The 16,728-nt window shown below is 69.1% G+C and carries 11 protein-coding genes, 1 tRNA gene and 1 pseudogene; 6 read left to right on the top strand and 7 right to left on the bottom strand.

The genetic code is table 11. The annotated features are described in order from the left end of the window. Nucleotides 1-27 precede the first annotated feature (27 nt). On the top strand, nucleotides 28-1,173 hold the full coding sequence (locus tag JS756_RS30840) for a nucleoside hydrolase (RefSeq protein WP_205386558.1): 1,146 nt from the start codon (nucleotides 28-30) through the stop codon (nucleotides 1,171-1,173). 93 nt (nucleotides 1,174-1,266) lie between these two features. Here JS756_RS30840 and JS756_RS30835 read toward each other — a convergent pair. Beyond that, nucleotides 1,267-1,340 (bottom strand) — tRNA-Gly (locus JS756_RS30835). A gap of 576 nt (nucleotides 1,341-1,916) precedes the next feature. Here JS756_RS30835 and dcd point away from each other — a divergent pair. Together dcd and JS756_RS30825 are read left to right on the top strand one after the other, a co-directional pair. Beyond that, nucleotides 1,917-2,492 carry a dCTP deaminase gene (gene dcd / locus JS756_RS30830; RefSeq protein ID WP_205386557.1) on the top strand — a complete coding sequence of 192 codons (576 nt, stop codon included), beginning with the start codon at nucleotides 1,917-1,919 and terminating at the stop codon, nucleotides 2,490-2,492. Nucleotides 2,493-2,500: 8 nt separating this feature from the next. Next, nucleotides 2,501-3,010, top strand: coding sequence for a phosphoribosyltransferase (locus JS756_RS30825; RefSeq protein ID WP_205386597.1), 510 nt, complete (start codon nucleotides 2,501-2,503; stop codon nucleotides 3,008-3,010). A 441-nt stretch (nucleotides 3,011-3,451) separates the two neighbouring features. On the opposite strand, the gene JS756_RS30820 is transcribed toward JS756_RS30825, so the two are convergent. The 3 genes from JS756_RS30820 to JS756_RS30810 form a co-directional block, all read right to left on the bottom strand. Continuing rightward, nucleotides 3,452-4,519: a Yip1 family protein gene (locus JS756_RS30820; protein ID WP_205386556.1), complete on the bottom strand. Its 1,068-nt coding sequence runs from the start codon at nucleotides 4,517-4,519 to the stop codon at nucleotides 3,452-3,454. Nucleotides 4,520-4,659: 140 nt separating this feature from the next. Continuing rightward, entirely contained in the window at nucleotides 4,660-5,898 is a 1,239-nt protein-coding gene (locus tag JS756_RS30815) for an FG-GAP-like repeat-containing protein (RefSeq protein ID WP_205386555.1), read from the bottom strand. 290 nt (nucleotides 5,899-6,188) lie between these two features. After that, the gene (locus JS756_RS30810; RefSeq protein ID WP_438817358.1) at nucleotides 6,189-7,472 is read right to left on the bottom strand and encodes an FG-GAP repeat domain-containing protein; all 1,284 of its coding nucleotides are present in this window, start codon (nucleotides 7,470-7,472) and stop codon (nucleotides 6,189-6,191) included. A gap of 539 nt (nucleotides 7,473-8,011) precedes the next feature. Between JS756_RS30810 and JS756_RS30805 the strand changes: the two genes are divergently transcribed. After that, nucleotides 8,012-8,338, top strand: a complete 327-nt coding sequence (locus JS756_RS30805; protein WP_205386553.1) for an antibiotic biosynthesis monooxygenase family protein — start codon at nucleotides 8,012-8,014, stop codon at nucleotides 8,336-8,338. Between the two features lie 113 nt (nucleotides 8,339-8,451). On the opposite strand, the gene JS756_RS30800 is transcribed toward JS756_RS30805, so the two are convergent. From JS756_RS30800 to JS756_RS30790, 3 genes are all read right to left on the bottom strand, one after another. After that, nucleotides 8,452-8,721, bottom strand: a complete 270-nt coding sequence (locus JS756_RS30800) for a hypothetical protein (protein WP_205386552.1) — start codon at nucleotides 8,719-8,721, stop codon at nucleotides 8,452-8,454. A 127-nt stretch (nucleotides 8,722-8,848) separates the two neighbouring features. Further along, nucleotides 8,849-13,090 carry a golvesin C-terminal-like domain-containing protein gene (locus tag JS756_RS30795; protein ID WP_205386551.1) on the bottom strand — a complete coding sequence of 1,414 codons (4,242 nt, stop codon included), beginning with the start codon at nucleotides 13,088-13,090 and terminating at the stop codon, nucleotides 8,849-8,851. A gap of 535 nt (nucleotides 13,091-13,625) precedes the next feature. Continuing rightward, nucleotides 13,626-14,177: a hypothetical protein gene (locus JS756_RS30790; RefSeq protein ID WP_205386550.1), complete on the bottom strand. Its 552-nt coding sequence runs from the start codon at nucleotides 14,175-14,177 to the stop codon at nucleotides 13,626-13,628. A gap of 974 nt (nucleotides 14,178-15,151) precedes the next feature. On the opposite strand from JS756_RS30790, the gene JS756_RS30785 reads away from it, so the two are divergent. Both JS756_RS30785 and JS756_RS37175 read left to right on the top strand, forming a co-directional pair. Beyond that, nucleotides 15,152-15,397 carry a hypothetical protein gene (locus tag JS756_RS30785; protein WP_205386549.1) on the top strand — a complete coding sequence of 82 codons (246 nt, stop codon included), beginning with the start codon at nucleotides 15,152-15,154 and terminating at the stop codon, nucleotides 15,395-15,397. A gap of 454 nt (nucleotides 15,398-15,851) precedes the next feature. Beyond that, nucleotides 15,852-16,238, top strand: a pseudogene (locus JS756_RS37175) (transposase family protein); the annotation flags it as partial. Nucleotides 16,239-16,728 lie beyond the last annotated feature (490 nt).

Genomic DNA, 16,728 nt, shown 5'->3' with positions numbered 1-16,728 from the left:
ATAGTGAGACGACACTACTGGACTGCGGTGAGGAAACTCATCGCGATGAGCGTCGGGCTACTCGTGCCCGTGGTGCTGTGCAGCAACGTGAGCGCGGCTCAAGCGGCTGCGCACTCTCCCGTGCATGCGCCACCGGATGCCGTCGATTCCTTCGTCCAGGGGAAGGAGGACTCCTTCCCCTCCGGCAACCGGAGGGAGCCGGTCATCCTGTCCACCGATCTGGCGATGGGATTGACTACGGGCAATCGCAACGGAATCGCCACCTCGGTTCCCGACATCGACGACGCGTACGCATTCGCCCTTGCCGTCGCACAGCGTGTCGACCTTCGGGGCGTAGTCGTGACGATGGGGAACTCGCTGGTCGAACCCTCGATGGTCACCGCGCGAGCCACCAGGAAGGCGCTCCGTTCCCGGGTGCCCGTGGTCCAGGGGGCGGACGTCTGGCTGCCGGTCCTTCGCCAAGAAGAAACCGGTGGGGCGGACCTCACCGACACTTGTGTCAACGACGGCGTCCGGTTCATGGCCGACCAACTGCACCGAACGCGGGGGCTGACCATCCTCGCCATCGGACCACTGACCGACGTGGCCTGCCTCGCCATGAACTACCCCGCGGAAGCTGCACACATCAAACGGGTCGTCGCCTTGGTCGGCAGCAAGCCGACAACGCCGCTGGAACTGTTCGGTCATCCGGCAGTGGACTTCAACTACATCATGGACCCACGCGCGGAAGCGATCGTACTCGAACAAACCTCGATCCCGTTCACCGCCATCAACTTCGAGCTGTCGTCCCTCGCCCCGATCCCGCTCGACCGGCTGCGCGAGATGGCCACCGATCCGGACCCGCTCGCGCGTTACTTCGGGCGGTCTTCACGACCGCTTGTGGACGAATTGGCGGCGAACGGCTTCCCGGCCAAGCCCGTTTTCGACGCGGCCGTCGTATGGCACCTCGTCCGCCCCGAGAGCCACGTCTGCCACCAGGTCGGATTCCGCCTGAAAACCGGGTCACCGGCGATCACTCAGGCCGTCGACGACAACGTCACCGACTGGTTCTCCCCTGAATTCACCAACACCCGGCAGGTCACCGCATGCACGGGCTTCACGAGCGCACAGGCCGAAGCGGAATACCGACACGCCGTCCTGGCAGCCGTTCATGCCGATTCCTCCGAAGGCTGACGACGATGTCGTGAGCGACCGGCCGTGGTGCGCGCACCCTGCATTGGTCCAGACAACAAACAACCCCCGGGTCATTGACCTGGGGGTTTGTCGTGGAGCGGGTGACGAGAATCGAACTCGCGCTCTCAGCTTGGGAAGCTGATGTTCTACCATTAAACTACACCCGCGTACGTTCCCGACCTGCGCCGATTCGGCTCGGTGTCGGAACCGTCGCCCACTGTACCTCATCCCCGGCCCCCGGTGTTCGCCCCCCGGGGGCCGGTGTGTTGGGAGGGGTGGGATCCGGGTGCGGGGGGCCGGAGTTGGGGCGTACGGTGGAGGCCTTCGAGAGGGGTCGGCCGGGTCGGAGTGCCGCCTGGAGAGCCGTCCCTTTCATCCCGTAATGTGGCGATCGTCGTCACGGCATCCCAGCCAGACGTGACGCGGTTCATGGGGAAGGGACTCTAGGACTTGATGGAGCGCACCGTCGTCCGTTGTGCCGATGGGCACGTGTTCACCACCGCTTCGTTCCCGATGCAGCAGGCCGAGCGACTCGGGCCCGGTCGGCTCGTGCGGTGTCCTCGTTGCGCCCGGCTCCGTAGTGCGGTGCCGGTGACGTTCGAGAAGCGGTAGCGGCGGCAGGCGCCGCCGCCGCAGGCCGGACGCCGCCGGCACCGGCCTGCGGCAGCGGCGCAGACAAGATCAACGGCGTGCGGAGCCGTCGCGATTGTGGGGGCTCCGCACGCCTTGCGTATCCTCGGGGCGTGCTTCTCTCAGACAAGGACATCCGGGCCGAGATCGACGCCGGGCGGGTTCGGATCGACCCCTACGACGAATCCATGGTGCAGCCGTCGAGCATCGACGTGCGTCTCGACCGTTATTTCCGCGTGTTCGAGAACCACCGCTACCCCCACATCGACCCCTCCGTCGAGCAGGCCGACCTCACGCGGATGGTCGAGCCCGAGGGCGACGAGCCGTTCATCCTGCATCCCGGGGAGTTCGTGCTCGCCTCGACGTACGAGGTGATCACGCTGCCCGACGACCTCGCGTCCCGGTTGGAGGGCAAGAGCTCCCTCGGCAGGCTGGGCCTGGTCACGCACTCCACCGCAGGGTTCATCGACCCCGGCTTCTCCGGCCACGTCACTCTGGAGCTGAGCAATCTCGCCACGCTCCCCATCAAGCTCTGGCCCGGTATGAAGATCGGCCAGCTGTGCATGTTCCGGCTCACCTCACCCGCCGAGTCCCCGTACGGCAGCGAGCGGTACGGCTCCCGCTACCAGGGGCAGCGCGGCCCGACCGCGTCCCGCTCCTACATCAACTTCCATCGGACCCAGGTGTGAGCAGCCCCTTGAACGCCGTACGAGAGAACCTGACCTACGAGCGTTTCGGCGCGGCCGTCCGCGAACTCGCCCAGACCATCGCCGACGACGGCTACCAGCCCGACGTCGTGCTCAGCATCGCCCGGGGCGGCGTCTTCGTGGCCGGCGGGCTCGCCTACGCCCTCGACTGCAAGAACATCCACCTGGTCAACGTCGAGTTCTACACCGGTGTGGGGACCACCCTCGAAATGCCGGTCATGCTCGCGCCCGTGCCCAACGCCATCGATTTCACCGACAAGAAGGTGCTGATCGCGGACGATGTCGCCGACACCGGCAAGACGCTCAAGCTCGTCCACGACTTCTGCCTCGACCATGTCGCCGAGGTCCGCTCCGCCGTCATCTACGAGAAGTCGCAGTCCCTCGTGAAGTGCGAGTACGTGTGGAAGCGGACCGACGAGTGGATCCACTTCCCGTGGAGTGTCTTGCCTCCGGTGCACAAGTCGGGTGAGGCGCCCAGGGAGAACAAGGAAGCGCTCTGATGCGCCGATGACGCGGGCGTGAGGAGCGGAGCGTCGTGCGGCTGGTCGCCGGCGTCATGGTCTCTGCCGCCCCACTCCGACAGGGACGACGTCGAGCGGCGACCGCCGTGCCTACGGTGCTTGTCCTCGGCCGCCATGGCGACGCTCGGGTCTGGCTCAAGCGGCCGCCGGAAGCTTCTCCTCCACCGGTCGGCGCTGACATGTTCCCCTCGGCGGCAGGGGGAGCGCTTGGTGGTCCACCGCGTACGTCACCTCCTCTGACCAGGGAGAGAAGGGCCCGGAGGGGGCTCCGGGGGCGGGCACGCGGGCGCGGGCCGGTCCCCGTTCGTCTTCTTCTGCAGATGGGGGACGGGGCGGGGAACGGGGAGGCCCCCGGCATGCGGGTCTCGCGGGGCGAGGGCGCGGCCGGGGGCCTCTTCCGTGGCGTGCGGTGGGGCCGGGTCAGAACGTGCCGAGCTTCACGATCGACAGCAGGGCGATCAGCTGGATCGCACCGGCGCCCAGCGCCTTGGGCCAGGGCAGGTCGTGGGAGCGGCTGACCATCAGGGTGAGCAGGGCGCCCGCCGCGACCCACGTCACCCACCCGAGGACCTGGACGAAGGTCGCGTCGCCGCCCGCGAACATCGCGACGACCAGGCGGGGAGCGTCCGTGAGCGACGTGATCAGCATGGACAGGCCCACCGTGGGCTGCCAGGCGCCGTCGCCGCCCAACTGGCGGGCCAGGGTGTGGGTGACGACGCCCAGGACGAACGCCGAGACCACCATCGCGACGGCCGTCGTCAGGACGATCGGGATCGCGTTGGAGAGGGTGGCGTTGATGGCGTCCGAGCGGGCGCCGTCGAAGCCGAAGACCGCGAGCAGGCCGTAGAGGAAGGTCACGATCAGGGCCGGGCCCCACATCGTGTAGTCGCGCATGCGCAGGAACGTCCGGTCGGGGGAGAGGACGATCCCCTTCAGCAGTTCCTTCCAGTGCAGGCGCGGGCCGGTCGGGCCGGTCGGGGCGGCCGCCCCCGCCTGGTAGGTGCCGCCCTGGGTGTAGCCGTCGTCGTAGCCGCCGTCGTCGTACTGGGCCCGGTCGTCGATCGAGAACGCCTGGGTGTGGCCCGGGGTGTTCGCCGCGTACGGGTCGGGGGTGCCGGCCGGGCCGGGTCCGTATCCGGGGTCGCCCCCGAAGTACTCCGGCTCGTCCTGCCCGCCGCCGTATCCGCTGCCGCCGTTGCCGCCGTAGCCGGGACCGCCGGGGTAGCCCCCCTGGGCGGCGCCGCCGTACTGCGGGCGCTGCCGACCCTGCGGGTGCGGGTGCTGCGGCGCCTGCGGGTAGCCGTACGACGGTCCCTGCGGCGCCTGCTGCCCGTACGGGGGGTGCTGCGGTCGCGCTTGTGCGGCGCGGTCGTCCCGACCGCCGCGTCCGATCCTGAATCCTGCCACGCTCTCGAACGTACCTGTTTCCGGAGCGTGATGTGACGGGCCGTGGCTTCCGGGGACGGCTTTGCTGCGGACCTGTGACATGCCCTGGTGGGGGCGTTTCCCGCAAGGGCGTACGGTGGCGGGTGATGCGCGAGGGCTCCCGCCGGCCGCGTGAGCGGCGGGGCGGGAGCCCTCGGGAGAGGCATCGGGAGCGCCTCGGGGCGAGCCCTCGGGAGCGACCGTCAGCAGACGTCGGTGAAGCCCCACCAGCTGTCGTCGACGCGCCGACCGCTTTCGAGGCGTCCGTCGCCGCGGCCCGTGTAGGCGAACAGCAGGCCGGGTCCTTCCAGCCACCCGTCGATCATGTAGGTGTCGTCGGTGACGGCGGCGAGGTCGGGGGTTGTGTCGCCCGTGAAGTCACCGACGGCGAGGAGGTGGCCCATGGTGTTCCAGCCTCCCGTGCCGATCAGCGTGCGGCTGCCGAGGCCGCCGGTGCGGGTGCCGGGGTAGAGCCAGAGCCTGCCGGTGGAGGCCTCGCGGGCGTAGAGGTCGGGGTGCCCGTCGCCGTCGGTGTCGCCCATGCCGGCGAGGGCGTTCATGGCGTTCCAGCCGCCGGTGCCGATGAGCTTGCGGGTGCCGAGGCCGCCCGTGGCGGTGCCCGGGTACAGGTACAGCCGGCCGGTGGACTTCTCGGAGGCGATCAGGTCGGGGCGGCCGTCGCCGGTCAGGTCGCCGTACGCGGTGACGTTCCGCATGCCGTTCCAGCCTCCCGTGCCGATCAGCGTGCGGCTGCCGAGGCCGCCGGTGCCGGTGCCGGTGCCGGGGTAGAGCCAGAGCCTGCCGGTGGAGGCCTCGCGGGCGATGAGGTCCTCGTGGCCGTCGCCGGTGAAGTCACCGTGCCGGGTCAGGGCGTTCATGGCGTTCCAGCCGCCGGTGCCGATGAGCCGGCCGGTGCTGTCACCGGGGGTGAACCAGAGCCGCCCGGCCCGGTCGCGGCTGATCACGTCGGCCTGCCCGTTGCCGTCCATGTCGCCGAAGTCCCGCGGGCCGGGGCTGTGCGTCGAGGACATCCAGCTCGGGTAGTCGGGAACGTCGCACTCGTGCCTGTCCTGGACGAACCTGATCGAGCTGATCGTGCCGTTCATGTTCTCGTAGTACGGGTATCCCTCGGCGCTGGCGGGTTCCAGCCAGTCCGAGCCCTTCGACGTGTCGTATCCGGCGGCGTCATAGAGACAGGCGACCGCGTTCGTGCGGTTGACGTAGGCATGGATGCTGTTGTCCCAGCCGCCCATGTACGCGACGTCCTTGTTCGTCTTCCACATCGGGCCGGTGACGGTGTTGTTCGACCAGCCGCAGAAGTAGCCCTCGGGGCAGTCCTCCACGCCGGCCGCCGCCGGAGCGGCGGTCGTGACGGTCAGCCCGGCGCCGGCGAGCATGAGGCCGGCGAGCGTGGCCATGGCTCTGGTGACTCGATTCATCATCGTGTGTTCGTCCCCTCCCCTGTATGAGCCCGCACACCCTACCCACCGGTTTCCTTGGAACGCGGCCGGGGTGGCGGCCGGCCCGGCCCCCGGCCCCCCCCGACGCCCCAGCGTCCGGCGGCCCGGCGTCCGGGCGGCACCCGCGGCGGCTTCGCGCCGTTTCTCCCGTCGGCCCCCGCGCCGCTCCCCGAAGCGTCCCCGTACCTCCCCGAAGCGTCCTCGTACCGCGCTCCCCGTCGCCCCGTGCTCTCCGTGCCGTCCGCCGGGCCCCGCCTGCCGTGCCCAGGCCGTCAACCGTCCAGGAACCGGGCCGTGGAGAAGGTGACCGAGGGTGTGGGGGCCACCAGCGTGGTCCGCGAGCCCGGGTAGACGGCCACCGTGTCCTTCGTCTCGCCCCGGTACGTCCGGACGACCAGGTCGGCGCGGCCGTCGCCGTCGAAGTCGCCGACGGCCACCACGCGGGTGGTGCCAGTGTCCGGCGGGCGGACGATCAGCATGTCGTCCGGGGCGGGGCCTGTCGCACGGCCCCGGAAGATCTTCAGTCGGGAGCCGGAGGAGACCAGTTCGCTGCGGCCGTCGCCGTCGAAGTCGCCCGCGTCGAGCAGGGAGCCGGGAGAGGCGAGAGCGGCGGGCGCGGGGGTCGGCAGGTCAAGGCGCAGAGACGTTTCATCCATGCTGCCGACGGCCGCATCCAGAGCTTTGCCGCGACCGAAGTCGCCGAGCGCGACGTCGATGCCGTCCGGGAGGGCCGTGCCCGTGCGGTCCGGGCCGTCCGGGCCGCCGAGCAGCACCCACGCGGGACCCGTGCCCTGCGCGGCGCGGACGAGGAGGTCGTCGTACCCGTCGCGGTCGACGTCGGCGGACGGGCCCGTCGGGACGTTGCCCGGGGAGGCGAGCGGCGCCGCCGCCGCGCGGGGCCTGCCCCGGCGGCTGAACGGGCCGCGCAGGAAGCTCAGCCGGCCCTGCGAGGCGTGGACGACCAGGTCCTGCGCGCCGTCACCGTCGAAGTCGCCGCACACCGGCTGGTCCGGCCAGTCGTCGCCGTAGCGGGCCCCGTCGGGGATGTCGAGGACGACCCCGGTGCCGGTCAGGCCCCGCGGTGAGCCGAACAGCACCTGCAACGGCACCGGTGGCCGGCCCTGGCCGTCGTACGGCGGGTCCGTCGAGACGATCAGGTCGGTGAAGCCGTCACCGTCGAGGTCGCAGGACTCCTCGGCGTCGAAGAGCGCCGGAGCCCGTCCGGCGACCCGGGCGGCCTGCCGCTGCGGGCTGAGGAGCTGCCGGACGCCGGGGACCAGGCCGCGTGCGCTGCCGTAGACGATGCCGATGCCCGCGTCGTCGGTGTGGGCCTGGGACTTCACCAGGTCGTCGAGGACCAGGTCGCGGTGGCCGTCCCCGTTGAAGTCGTCGGGGACCTCGCTGCCCGTGCCGCGGGGGACGGGCAGCGCCGCCGGTGCCTTCGCGGCGCGCGGGGACGCGGAGGCCGTGGCGACGTCGTCGTGAAGGGTCGGTGCGCAGGCGGCGATCAGGAGCGTGCCGCACAGAACCGCCGTACTCGCCACGCCTCTTGGCACGCGCACCGCTCACCTCGCCGGTCTCCTGGGCAACGACCGGGTCATCATGCCCGCATTCGGCACGTGGTGACAGGGCCGGGGGCCGACTGGGGCAGGGGGACGGTGGGTGGGGCGGGCGAGGGGCACCGGTGGGGGCTCGTCCGCGTGAGCCGGGCGGCCGGGCGGGGGTGGTGCCCGACCGGCGCCGGACGGGGGCCCGGCATCGCGCCCCCCCGACCGGACCCGGTGGTGCGAGGTGCCGTGGCTGCCGGGGGTGCGACGGTGCGGAGGTGGGCCCAGCCGACGGGCGGCGCGCGGGAGCCCGGGAGCCGCTCCGCGCCGTGGGCGGCTTCGTCGCCGTAGCCGCGCTGCGGGTGCGCTCCTTCGCGTGGATCCGGAGCCTGACCCCGACAGGGCGCGACGGGCGCCCAACGGAGCGGCCGGTGCGGTGGGTTGGCTCGCCCCGCCCCGAGTTCCGCCGCCCCTGCCCGGGGGTGCCGCGGCCGTGCGCCAGCAGGTCACTGACGCGCTCCTGATGGCTCGTACGACAGGATGGGGCCATGAGCGTAGTCAAGATCAACGTACTGGCCGTCCCCGCCGAGCAGCGGGAGGTGCTGGAGAAGCGGTTCGCCTCGCGGGCCCACACCGTGGAGAGCTCCGACGGCTTCGAGTGGTTCGAGCTGCTGCGCCCCGTCGAGGGCACCGACCAGTACCTGGTGTACACGCGGTGGCGGGACGAGGAGTCCTTCCAGGCGTGGATGGAGGGGCCGATGAAGGCCGCGCACCAGGGCGGTGGGGAGGGCGGCGACAAGCCGAGGCCCGCCGCCGCGGGTTCGACGCTGTGGTCCTTCGAGGTGGTGCAGCAGGCCGAGCCCAAGAGGGCCTAGCAACCCAGCAGGACCTTGGTGTCTGAACCGGGCTTTCGCCGGGTGGCGGGAGTGTGGCTGGACTTCGATCAAGGGCGGTCTCCGTGAGACCGCCCTTGATCGACCTCTTGGCGTCAGGAGTGGCGGGCGCGGCGCCGTGCCCGCGCATCCTCCAGGGCGCCGGTGGCCTCGACCACGAGGCGGACGCAGCACGAGAAGGCGGTGAGGAGCACCGACGCGAGGAACGCCCCGTCCCAGAGGAAGATGCTGAGGACGAGGAGCGCCACCCCCCACACCGCCGCAGCCGCGGCCCCTGCCCGGCGGCGCATCGGGAACAGCAGCCATGGGACCACCGGGGCGAAGAAGAACATGGCGAAGCCTATGAGCAGTGCTGCGGCGGCCATGACGGACCTCGCTCTTCATCTCACAAACGAAGGGGTGGCCCCCGGTCTCGGGGGCCACCTTCACTCTATCGGGCCTATGCGTGGTCGCCGTGTGCGTCTGCAACCAGGCTGCCGGGCTGACACGCGACTACCGCGTGTACTGGGCATCGGGTGTCTTGTCCGGCGCGTTGCAGAAATGCGCCGTGTCCGGGTCGATGCCTGGTTTCGGGTCGGGCGCGTAGACCGCGATGTCCCACGGGTTGCCCGAATGGCCGCCGGTCATGGTGCAGTTCGCGTACGGGTCGTCTGTGGTCGGCGGGGAGGCTGGACCACTGAAGTGGTAGAAGTCGCCCGTCGTGATCGGCGCGCTGGAGCCGGTGGAGGCACCGCTGAGGTCGATGGCCTTGCCGTTGCGGTACAGGTACTGGCTCGGCATGTAGCTGGAGCGCAGGATCGGGGCGCCGCTGACCCGCTTGACGGTGCCGTCGGCGCAGCTCTTGAAGTCCAGCTCCTGCCAGATCGGCGGGGCCTGGCCGAAGATCGACCCGGTGAGGCCCGGCTTGAAGAACATGTTGCGGATCTCCTGGGACATCAGCGCCATGGGATTGTCGGACGAGCCGGTGTCCCTTGAGACCCGGTTCACCCAGTCCTGCACGCTGTCGGTGAGGCTCCGGTTCGCCAGGGCGCTGCGGTAGCCGATCGAACCGCCCGATGTGTGCATCACCGCGACACAGGTACCGGTGGCGTCCGTGACCAGGTTGTCGTTGCTGTCGGTGATCACTGGCTTCACGCCGATCGACTTGTACGCGCGTCCGGGCAGGATGCCGTCGCTGTTGGTCGTGGTGGTGGTCGTCCTTCCGTCGTGCACATTCAGGTTCGTCGTCGTGTAGTTCAGGTCCGGCGGCGTGGTGCCGTAGTCCTTCTGGAGCGCGGCGAAGAACTCCCGTACGAAGTCCGGGATGTGCGTGTCGGCGGTGCGGTCGTCGTAGGACACGCTCTCGCTGCCCTGGACGATCTTCCCGTCGGTCGTCTTCACGTACGAGACGGTGGCCTTGTTGTACAGCTTGTACGCGCCGTCGTCGCTGCCGAACCAGTCCGGCCTGCTGTCGGAGGTGGGCCGCTTGGTGTACGGGTTGGCATAGTGCATCCACACGGGGATGCTGTGCCCGTCGGGGTGGTCGGTGGTGCTCGTGCCCGCCGTCGTCACCTCGTGGCGCCAGCGCTCGGCGGAGGCCTTGGTCTCCGGCTTGACGCAGGCGGGGGAGCCCACCGTGTCGATACAGGTCGGCAGGGCGGTGATCTTCCCGGAGACGTCGAGCGCCCAGTCATGCAGGGCCTGACGCGACTTCATCGGGGTGTCGAAGATGCCCGACTCGGGCCGGACGTCGATGTTCTGGTCCTCGTCGAAGAACGCGTCCGCCTCCAGGGTGTCCGAGACGTACGTGCCATGCACCGGCTGGAAGGCGACGGCGCCGTAGGCGATGTCGGTGTCCGCCGTACCGCCGTCGGTGTAGTTCGACAGTGTCACGCTGGGTGTGCCGGTGAACTTGTACGCACCGAGCGGGACCCATTTGTTGTTGTTGCCGTCCTGATCGACCATCACCTCACGGGCGCCGCCGGCCACGCCGGAGACGGTGTAGTGGGCCTGCTTCGTCTGCGCTCCGGTGTCAGGGACGTGTACGTAGACCTTGGCGAGGTCGAAGGTTCCGTTGGGGATCCACGAGCCGCGGACCGTCATCGCGCCGGACGTCGTGCCGCCCAGATGGTCCTGGTTGCGCGTGTGCGTGTACCAGAAGTGACCGCCGTAGCCACCGCCGATCTGGTGCAGGTCCGCCTTGGCCTCGAATCGCCCGTCACTGTCGGGGTAGAAAGTGAAGCGGAATGTTCCGTCGGATTTGATCGCGCCGCAGTCGCTCCAGGTGGGGGTTCCGTTCGGGACGGAGGCCACGACCGTGGCGCCCGACGGGGCTCCGCTGCACACGGGGGTGCCGTTCTTGAGACGGTAGCCACGGCCGGGCTCGCGGATCAGTGTCTGGTACTTGATGTTCTCGTGGCCGCAGGAGCGGTCGCAGTCGTCCTTCCAGGTGGCGTTCGACTGGTTCCACCAGTACTGGGTGTAGCAGGCGGCGTCCGGGCAGTGCGGCGGGTCCAGCGGGTCACAGCCGTTGTGCTCGTTGCAGAATGTGCTCTTGGGAGGTTGGACGTAGGAGCGCTGAAGGTCGGTGACCCACCAGGCGGGGCGGAAGCCCGCCGAGGAGAAGCCGGACTCGCCTTTCCAGTCCTGGCGGCCGGAGGTGCCGTAGGAGAAGCCGGTGTCGATCGACCAGGCTGCCCAACCCATCACCTTCTCCTCGTACGGCCAGTCCTGTGGGTGCGCGGCGTCGTGGTTGGCGTCCGGGTCGGCCACGGTGTCCATGAACGGGTTGTCGTTCTTGTAGACCGGGTTGGCCGGGTTGTTGTACCAGCCCAGGCCCCACGGGCTGTTGGGGGCACCAGGGGCGTTGAAGCCGAGGTTGTAGTTCCAGGCGGCGGTGAACCAGTTCTCCACCCTTGACGGGTCGTCGTTGTTGACGGTGACCATCTGCCCGTCGGTGTGCACCTCGTTCCACTTGTCGGCGAGGATCTTCATCGATGCGGCGATGTTGCTCGCGTAGTCGACGGCGACGATCTTCTGCTTCGCCGGGGACAACGACGTCTCGCCCGTCTTCTCGTGGCCGGCCGTCCGCATACCGTCGGTGACCTGGCCCACGCCGTAGCCGCAGTCGGACTTGTCCCAGTGGATCTTCCAGTAGTCGGCGACGGCGCCGCCGGCCTGATGGCCGTAGTAGCCGTCCACCGCGGCGAGCGGGCTGCCCATCTGGCCTGGAACGGCGCCGGACTCGGCCTGCCACAGATTCGACTCCTGGGCCAGGATGCCGAGCAGGACGTTGGCCGGGATGCGGGCGCCCGCGTCACCGTTCAGCGTCGGGCGGGGGAAGAGGCCCTGCGGGTCGACGGTGCCCAGGCCGGCCTGGGCACGGTAGTCGCCCTGCCGTATGTAGCCGGAGGTCAGGTCACCGCGTACGGCCATGTCCACGGCCCACTCGACCTGGTTCGGCGTCGGCTGCAGCGCCTGCGCGTTCACGTCGTTGCGTGAGACCGAACACCAGCGGTCCGGGTCTGTGGGGTCGTGCGCCGAGGCGGCTGCCGCGGCGGAGGTGGCCGGCGTCGTGCGCTCCATCTGCTCGTCCAGCCCGGCCGGGGCCTCCTCGGTGACCGGCTTGCTGCTCTTGCCCAGCGCCGGCGAGGACTTCTCCGTGCCCGCGGCCGCCTGGGGCGTCACCTTCTGGGTCACCTCGATGCCCGTGGTGGTGGCGGTGGAGGTGATGGTGGTGGGCTCTGTCTTCGCCAGTGCCTTCGGCGACACGGCCTGCCCGTCGGACTCGGGCACCGCCTTGGCCTGCTCCGACTTGGTGAAGTCGCGTCCGGCCTTCTGGATGCGCTTCAGACCGGCCTTCATGCCGGGGGTGAGTACCGGGTCGACGGCGAGGCGCCCCTGAGTGGACACGTCGACGTCGGCGGCCACGTCGATCTGTGTGATACCCGTGCCCTTGGTGTGCACGGCACCGGACGTCTTGCCCGTCAGGTACGCCTTGCCGGGGCCGCCGGTGGCCAGGCCGAGCGCCCCGGGCTTGCCGGAGGCCACCGTGGCCGCCTTGCCGTGGCCGCGCCAGACTTTCGCCGTGTGCTCCTTGGTGCCGCGCTCGATGAAGGCGATCTTCTTGCCGCCCGTGTCCAGCGGACGGATGTCGAAGGCGACCGCGTCCGCGGACGTCAGCGTCTTGGTCCTGCCCGTCTTGCTCTTGCCTGTGTCCGTCAGCCGGACCAGGTCGCGACCCCACGCGCCGACGGCGCCGCCGGTGACTGGTGCCGCCGAGGTGACCTCGCCCTTCACCGACGCCTCGGTCAGTTGCCTGCCCGCCGTGTTCACGGTCACCACGCGTGTCTTCGTCTTCGCCGGGTCGTTCATGTCCCGGTACGCAGTGAACGCCGCCGTGCGCGCGGAGGAGTTGCAGGTCGGATCGAAGTACGCGAGCGACGCGGTGAAGCCGAGTTTGGTCACCGTTCCTGTGGAGGTGTTGACGATCGCCGTGAACGCTCCGCCCTGGAACAGGTCGGGCTTGTTGGTGAACGTACGTGGCGCGTAGACGACGGCGGTGTGGTCATGGTCCATCAGACACTGATTGCCGATCCAGGAATCGGCCGGCATGCGGGGCTCGGCAAGGATCGCTGCGGTCTTCCACGCGTACGCCTGTTTCGAGTCGGCGACCAGGATGTGCAGGCCGTCCGCGTCCGCGGCGGCCGTCACCGCCCGGTCCTGCGACGTGTTCCATCCCTTGCCGAGCGTCATGCCCGGGTCCTTGATCCGGGTCGAGGACAAGGACGCGGAGCCCTTGGCCGGGGACGCGTCCGACCATAAGTTGTGGCCGGACCTGGAATTCGAGTCGGAGTCGCCACCCGGCGTGCCGAACGCGGGGGCCGCGCTCAGCAGACCACCGCACAACGCGGTGCACGCCGCTATGACCATCGAAGGTCTGTGAATTCTTCGTCCGGGTTTCACAACCGAAATCTCCTGCTTTCCATCGCTGCTTCAGAGTTGACCTTGAATAGGTTCTGTAGGGGGACTCTTTGCTTTGGGTGTGTCGTCGTACGGTTGCCGCTGCCCCCGCGGTTCCAGAGCCCCCACCGTCGGCGATGCCGGCCTGGACCGGGTACGTCGCATCCTGCTCGTGGGTATTGGCTACCTCGATCTCGGTGCGCTCCCGCCCGTTCGCACGGCAGGACGCGTCACCGCACGGCCCGAACAGGGGCCGCGCGGTGACGCAGGAAGTAGTGAGACCTGCCCACCGTGGGGGGGCGGGGTCAGCGGCAGCGCGAGGTGCGGCTCAGTCGCAGAGCGTTGCGCTGGTGACCCGGTCGATGATGGCCTTGCCGCTGGAGTCCCACATGAGTGCTGTGACCATGGAGCACTCGACGTAGTTGCCGTTCTCGCTCTCGTACCTCACGGGTCCCGCGTACTGGCTGAAGTAGCCCTCATCGACCTTGCACTTCGCGCCGGTCTTGTTGGGGCACAGCTTGAGCTTCATGTGCTTCTTGCTGCTGGTGTTGTTGTCGAACAGGACGCAGACCCCGCCGACCGAGCCGAACTTCTCGTACGTGAAGAGGGTGCCGTAGCGACGTGAGTCCGGCAGCCGCTCGGCGTACTCCAGCTGATAGCCGCTGCCGCACAGCGTGGCTGTGGCGCGGACCGCTGCCGGGTCGGCCCGCGCGATGGCGCGGGTCTGGGGGTCCTTGGCTCCCTTTTCGGACAGAAGGACGCTGGTACCTGTGATGCGCTGGTTGGCGTTCGGGGCGTCCTGTGCGACCGCCTGCGGGGCGAGCAGACCGGCGGCCATGAGGGACGCGCCGACGGCGACGGCGCGTATGGCGTTTCGCATGGGGCGGCTTCCTCCTGATGGCATGAACCACCGGCGCGCGTTCCCGCTGCGCCCGAACCGCTCTCCAAGAAGTCACGGGAATTTCAGCCCGCCGGGGGCTCCGGGTGAATGTTCGAGCTCGGTCAGCGTAGGGCCCGTACCAGTTACCCGTGAAACTCGATATGAGGCGCGACGATCATGGTTGACTGAAACGCAACCAGATCCGGAATACTCCTTGAGGGCAGGCGATCGCAGGGCTTCTGTGCATCGGGTAAGTGCCTTCCGCGAAGCGGAACCGGATGCAATCCTTCCACAGTTGTCGGCATCGGCTGGAAATCGACAAGCCCCCGCCGAAATCGCCGCGCCCCATGGATCTGGTCAACTTGCATGTTGATTCGGGGGTTTCACGCTTGTCCGCGTAGTGCCAGGCCAGCGCAGCCTGAGCGCCACTGCGGGGATGCCTGGGATGATGCGGCTCAGACGTCGCGGGTAGGCGGATTTGCGCCAAGCGTCGGGGCCACTATCGGTTCACTTTCGACGGTCCTGGTTATAGTGCGGGCATCTTGTGCCGTGCGCCTTGCGCTTCGGGAGCTGTTGGAAGCGGGGACCCCTTGTCGAGTCGTAGAACAGCGTGGGCTGGTGGCCTGCTGAGCGCGATCGTGTTCGCCACCGGTTGCGGGGCCGGACACGCCACCAGCGGCGCGTCCCCGACCGGCGTGACCGCCACCCCTACCCGCAGTACCCCGGGAGAGCCGTCGCCGCCCGCTCCGGGAGACACCCCCGGCACACCTCTCGCTGCTTCCCCGCACTCCACGGACTCTCGGGAAGCGATTGCCGAGGCGCAGCGGAAGGAGGGGGAAGAGCGGGCGCGCAGCGCTCCGAGCGGCGACCCGGTCGGAGCTGGGAACACCCACATACCCCGTCCCGAGGAATACGGGTACGGTCCCGGCGCGGCGAAGGCCCTGCACGGCCGGGTGATCGCCTACCGGCCACGCATGGAAAACGGCCGGGTCGTGGTTCCGGTGACCATCGAGAACCAGGGCACCAGGCGCACAACCTACAAAGTGACGGTGAGCGTGAAACGCGAGAGGACAGACCGCTCGGTCACGGCACGGGTCGAGGCGGGCAACGTGTTCCCGCGTACAACATGGCCGACGCAGGTTGATGTGACGGACATCGGTGCATCACACCTCGAAGACGTGACGGTCACGGTGAGCGCCACGGTTGAGGAGCTGCGATAGGTAGGCGTAGTCGCCGCCGCGAGTAACGTCGCGCAGTCGGGAGGCCGCCGCGCTGATCTTGTCATGGTCGTCCTGGACGGCGTGATGGAAACAGGCAGCCAGTTCCAGCGCGGCTTCTGCGGCTGTCAGGCCGGCGTTGCTGAATGTCGGCGCGCAGCAGGCGCACGGGCTCAAGGCTGCCGGTGGCGCCGGCGTCTCGTACGAGGGCGGCGATCCTCGTGGGGAGGGTGGTGGCCCGCAGGTCGAGTCCCGTCAGAAGCTACTCGGCCAGGTGGAACGCGTCGGCGGCAGTGGGGTCGGTGAAGGCCAGGACCAAGGCCTGGGCTAGAGGATGTCGCCTTCGACACGGTGCTGGCGGCCGTCCCAGCTGAGGGTCTGCGCGACGTGGCACGCGGTGGGGAAGTCGCCGGCGAGACGGGCGAGGTGGGCCAGTCCCCGCCGGGCTGCGGGGGCGAGACACCCCTTGGCCGTTGGCGACGAGCTGCATCCAGCCGGGAGAATCCTGTGACTCTCGCCCGCCTTGCCCGGCCGTACCTACGACCTCACAGCCGCCCGCAGGCACAAGATCATCCGGATCTGTGAACGCCAGGGCATGCCGATCCTCGCCGACATGGCCTACATCGGCGCCGACGACTGGGTCACCATCCCGAAATCAGCTCGCCGAACGGTGAGCTCACCCCCAACCGAGCGGACGGTCGACTGAGCCCTGTCCGCTACCCGCGGGCCCGTCGAACGCGGAGTCGCCCGCCTGAGATCCTGGCGAATCTTCGGACGAGCTCGCGGCAGCTCGACACGTCTCACGTCGATCGCCGGCGTCCTCAGGCTGGAGAAGCAACGCTGAAAACGCTCAGTGTGCCCCTCGTTGCCCACTGGCGCTTTTCGGACGCACTCTGACGGAAGGTTCCGAGCCAACCGGCATGCTGCTGTCTTCCTGCGAGCGTGACCCAATGGCCTCACCGCCCGAATCATGGCGCCGGAGGCGGTAGTTCCGTGCAACCTTGCACGATTCATTCAGCAGTTATCGGCCTGGCCAATTTGGTCCTGCCCAGCTCAAGCTACCCTCTAGTCAGTGTCGTTGTCGGTGCGTTCCATGGTTTCCTCACGGGGTTGTTCCGCCGCATGAGGCCGACATGCCAAACGGGAGGAAGGACAATGGGTTTCGCCATGCGAAGGGCCGCCCTCGCGGCTGCACTGGTGATGGGGTCTGAGGTTCCCCCTGTCGGCCGGACAGCTTGATACTGGGACGGATGGTCCCGGAGGAAGCAGTCACAGGTAGTGAGTAGCAAGAGCAACATGGGTAAGCGGTACACGGCCGAGTTCAAGCGGGACGC

It is taken from the genome of Streptomyces actuosus (genome assembly GCF_016921115.1).
GTDB classification, from domain to species: domain Bacteria; phylum Actinomycetota; class Actinomycetes; order Streptomycetales; family Streptomycetaceae; genus Streptomyces; species Streptomyces actuosus_A.
This window is presented reverse-complemented; position numbering and strand designations above follow the sequence as displayed.

What these genes read in the sequence shown, in the direction of transcription:
- JS756_RS30820 (WP_205386556.1), bottom strand. Translation starts at nt 4,519, where the DNA reads ATGTCACAGGTCCGCAGCAAAGCCGTCCCCGGAAGCCACGGCCCGTCA.
- JS756_RS30815 (WP_205386555.1), bottom strand. Translation starts at nt 5,898, where the DNA reads ATGATGAATCGAGTCACCAGAGCCATGGCCACGCTCGCCGGCCTCATG.
- JS756_RS30805 (WP_205386553.1), top strand. Translation starts at nt 8,012, where the DNA reads ATGAGCGTAGTCAAGATCAACGTACTGGCCGTCCCCGCCGAGCAGCGG.
- JS756_RS30800 (WP_205386552.1), bottom strand. Translation starts at nt 8,721, where the DNA reads ATGGCCGCCGCAGCACTGCTCATAGGCTTCGCCATGTTCTTCTTCGCC.
- JS756_RS30795 (WP_205386551.1), bottom strand. Translation starts at nt 13,090, where the DNA reads ATGACGCTCGGCAAGGGATGGAACACGTCGCAGGACCGGGCGGTGACG.
- JS756_RS30790 (WP_205386550.1), bottom strand. Translation starts at nt 14,177, where the DNA reads ATGCGAAACGCCATACGCGCCGTCGCCGTCGGCGCGTCCCTCATGGCC.
- JS756_RS30785 (WP_205386549.1), top strand. Translation starts at nt 15,152, where the DNA reads ATGGAAAACGGCCGGGTCGTGGTTCCGGTGACCATCGAGAACCAGGGC.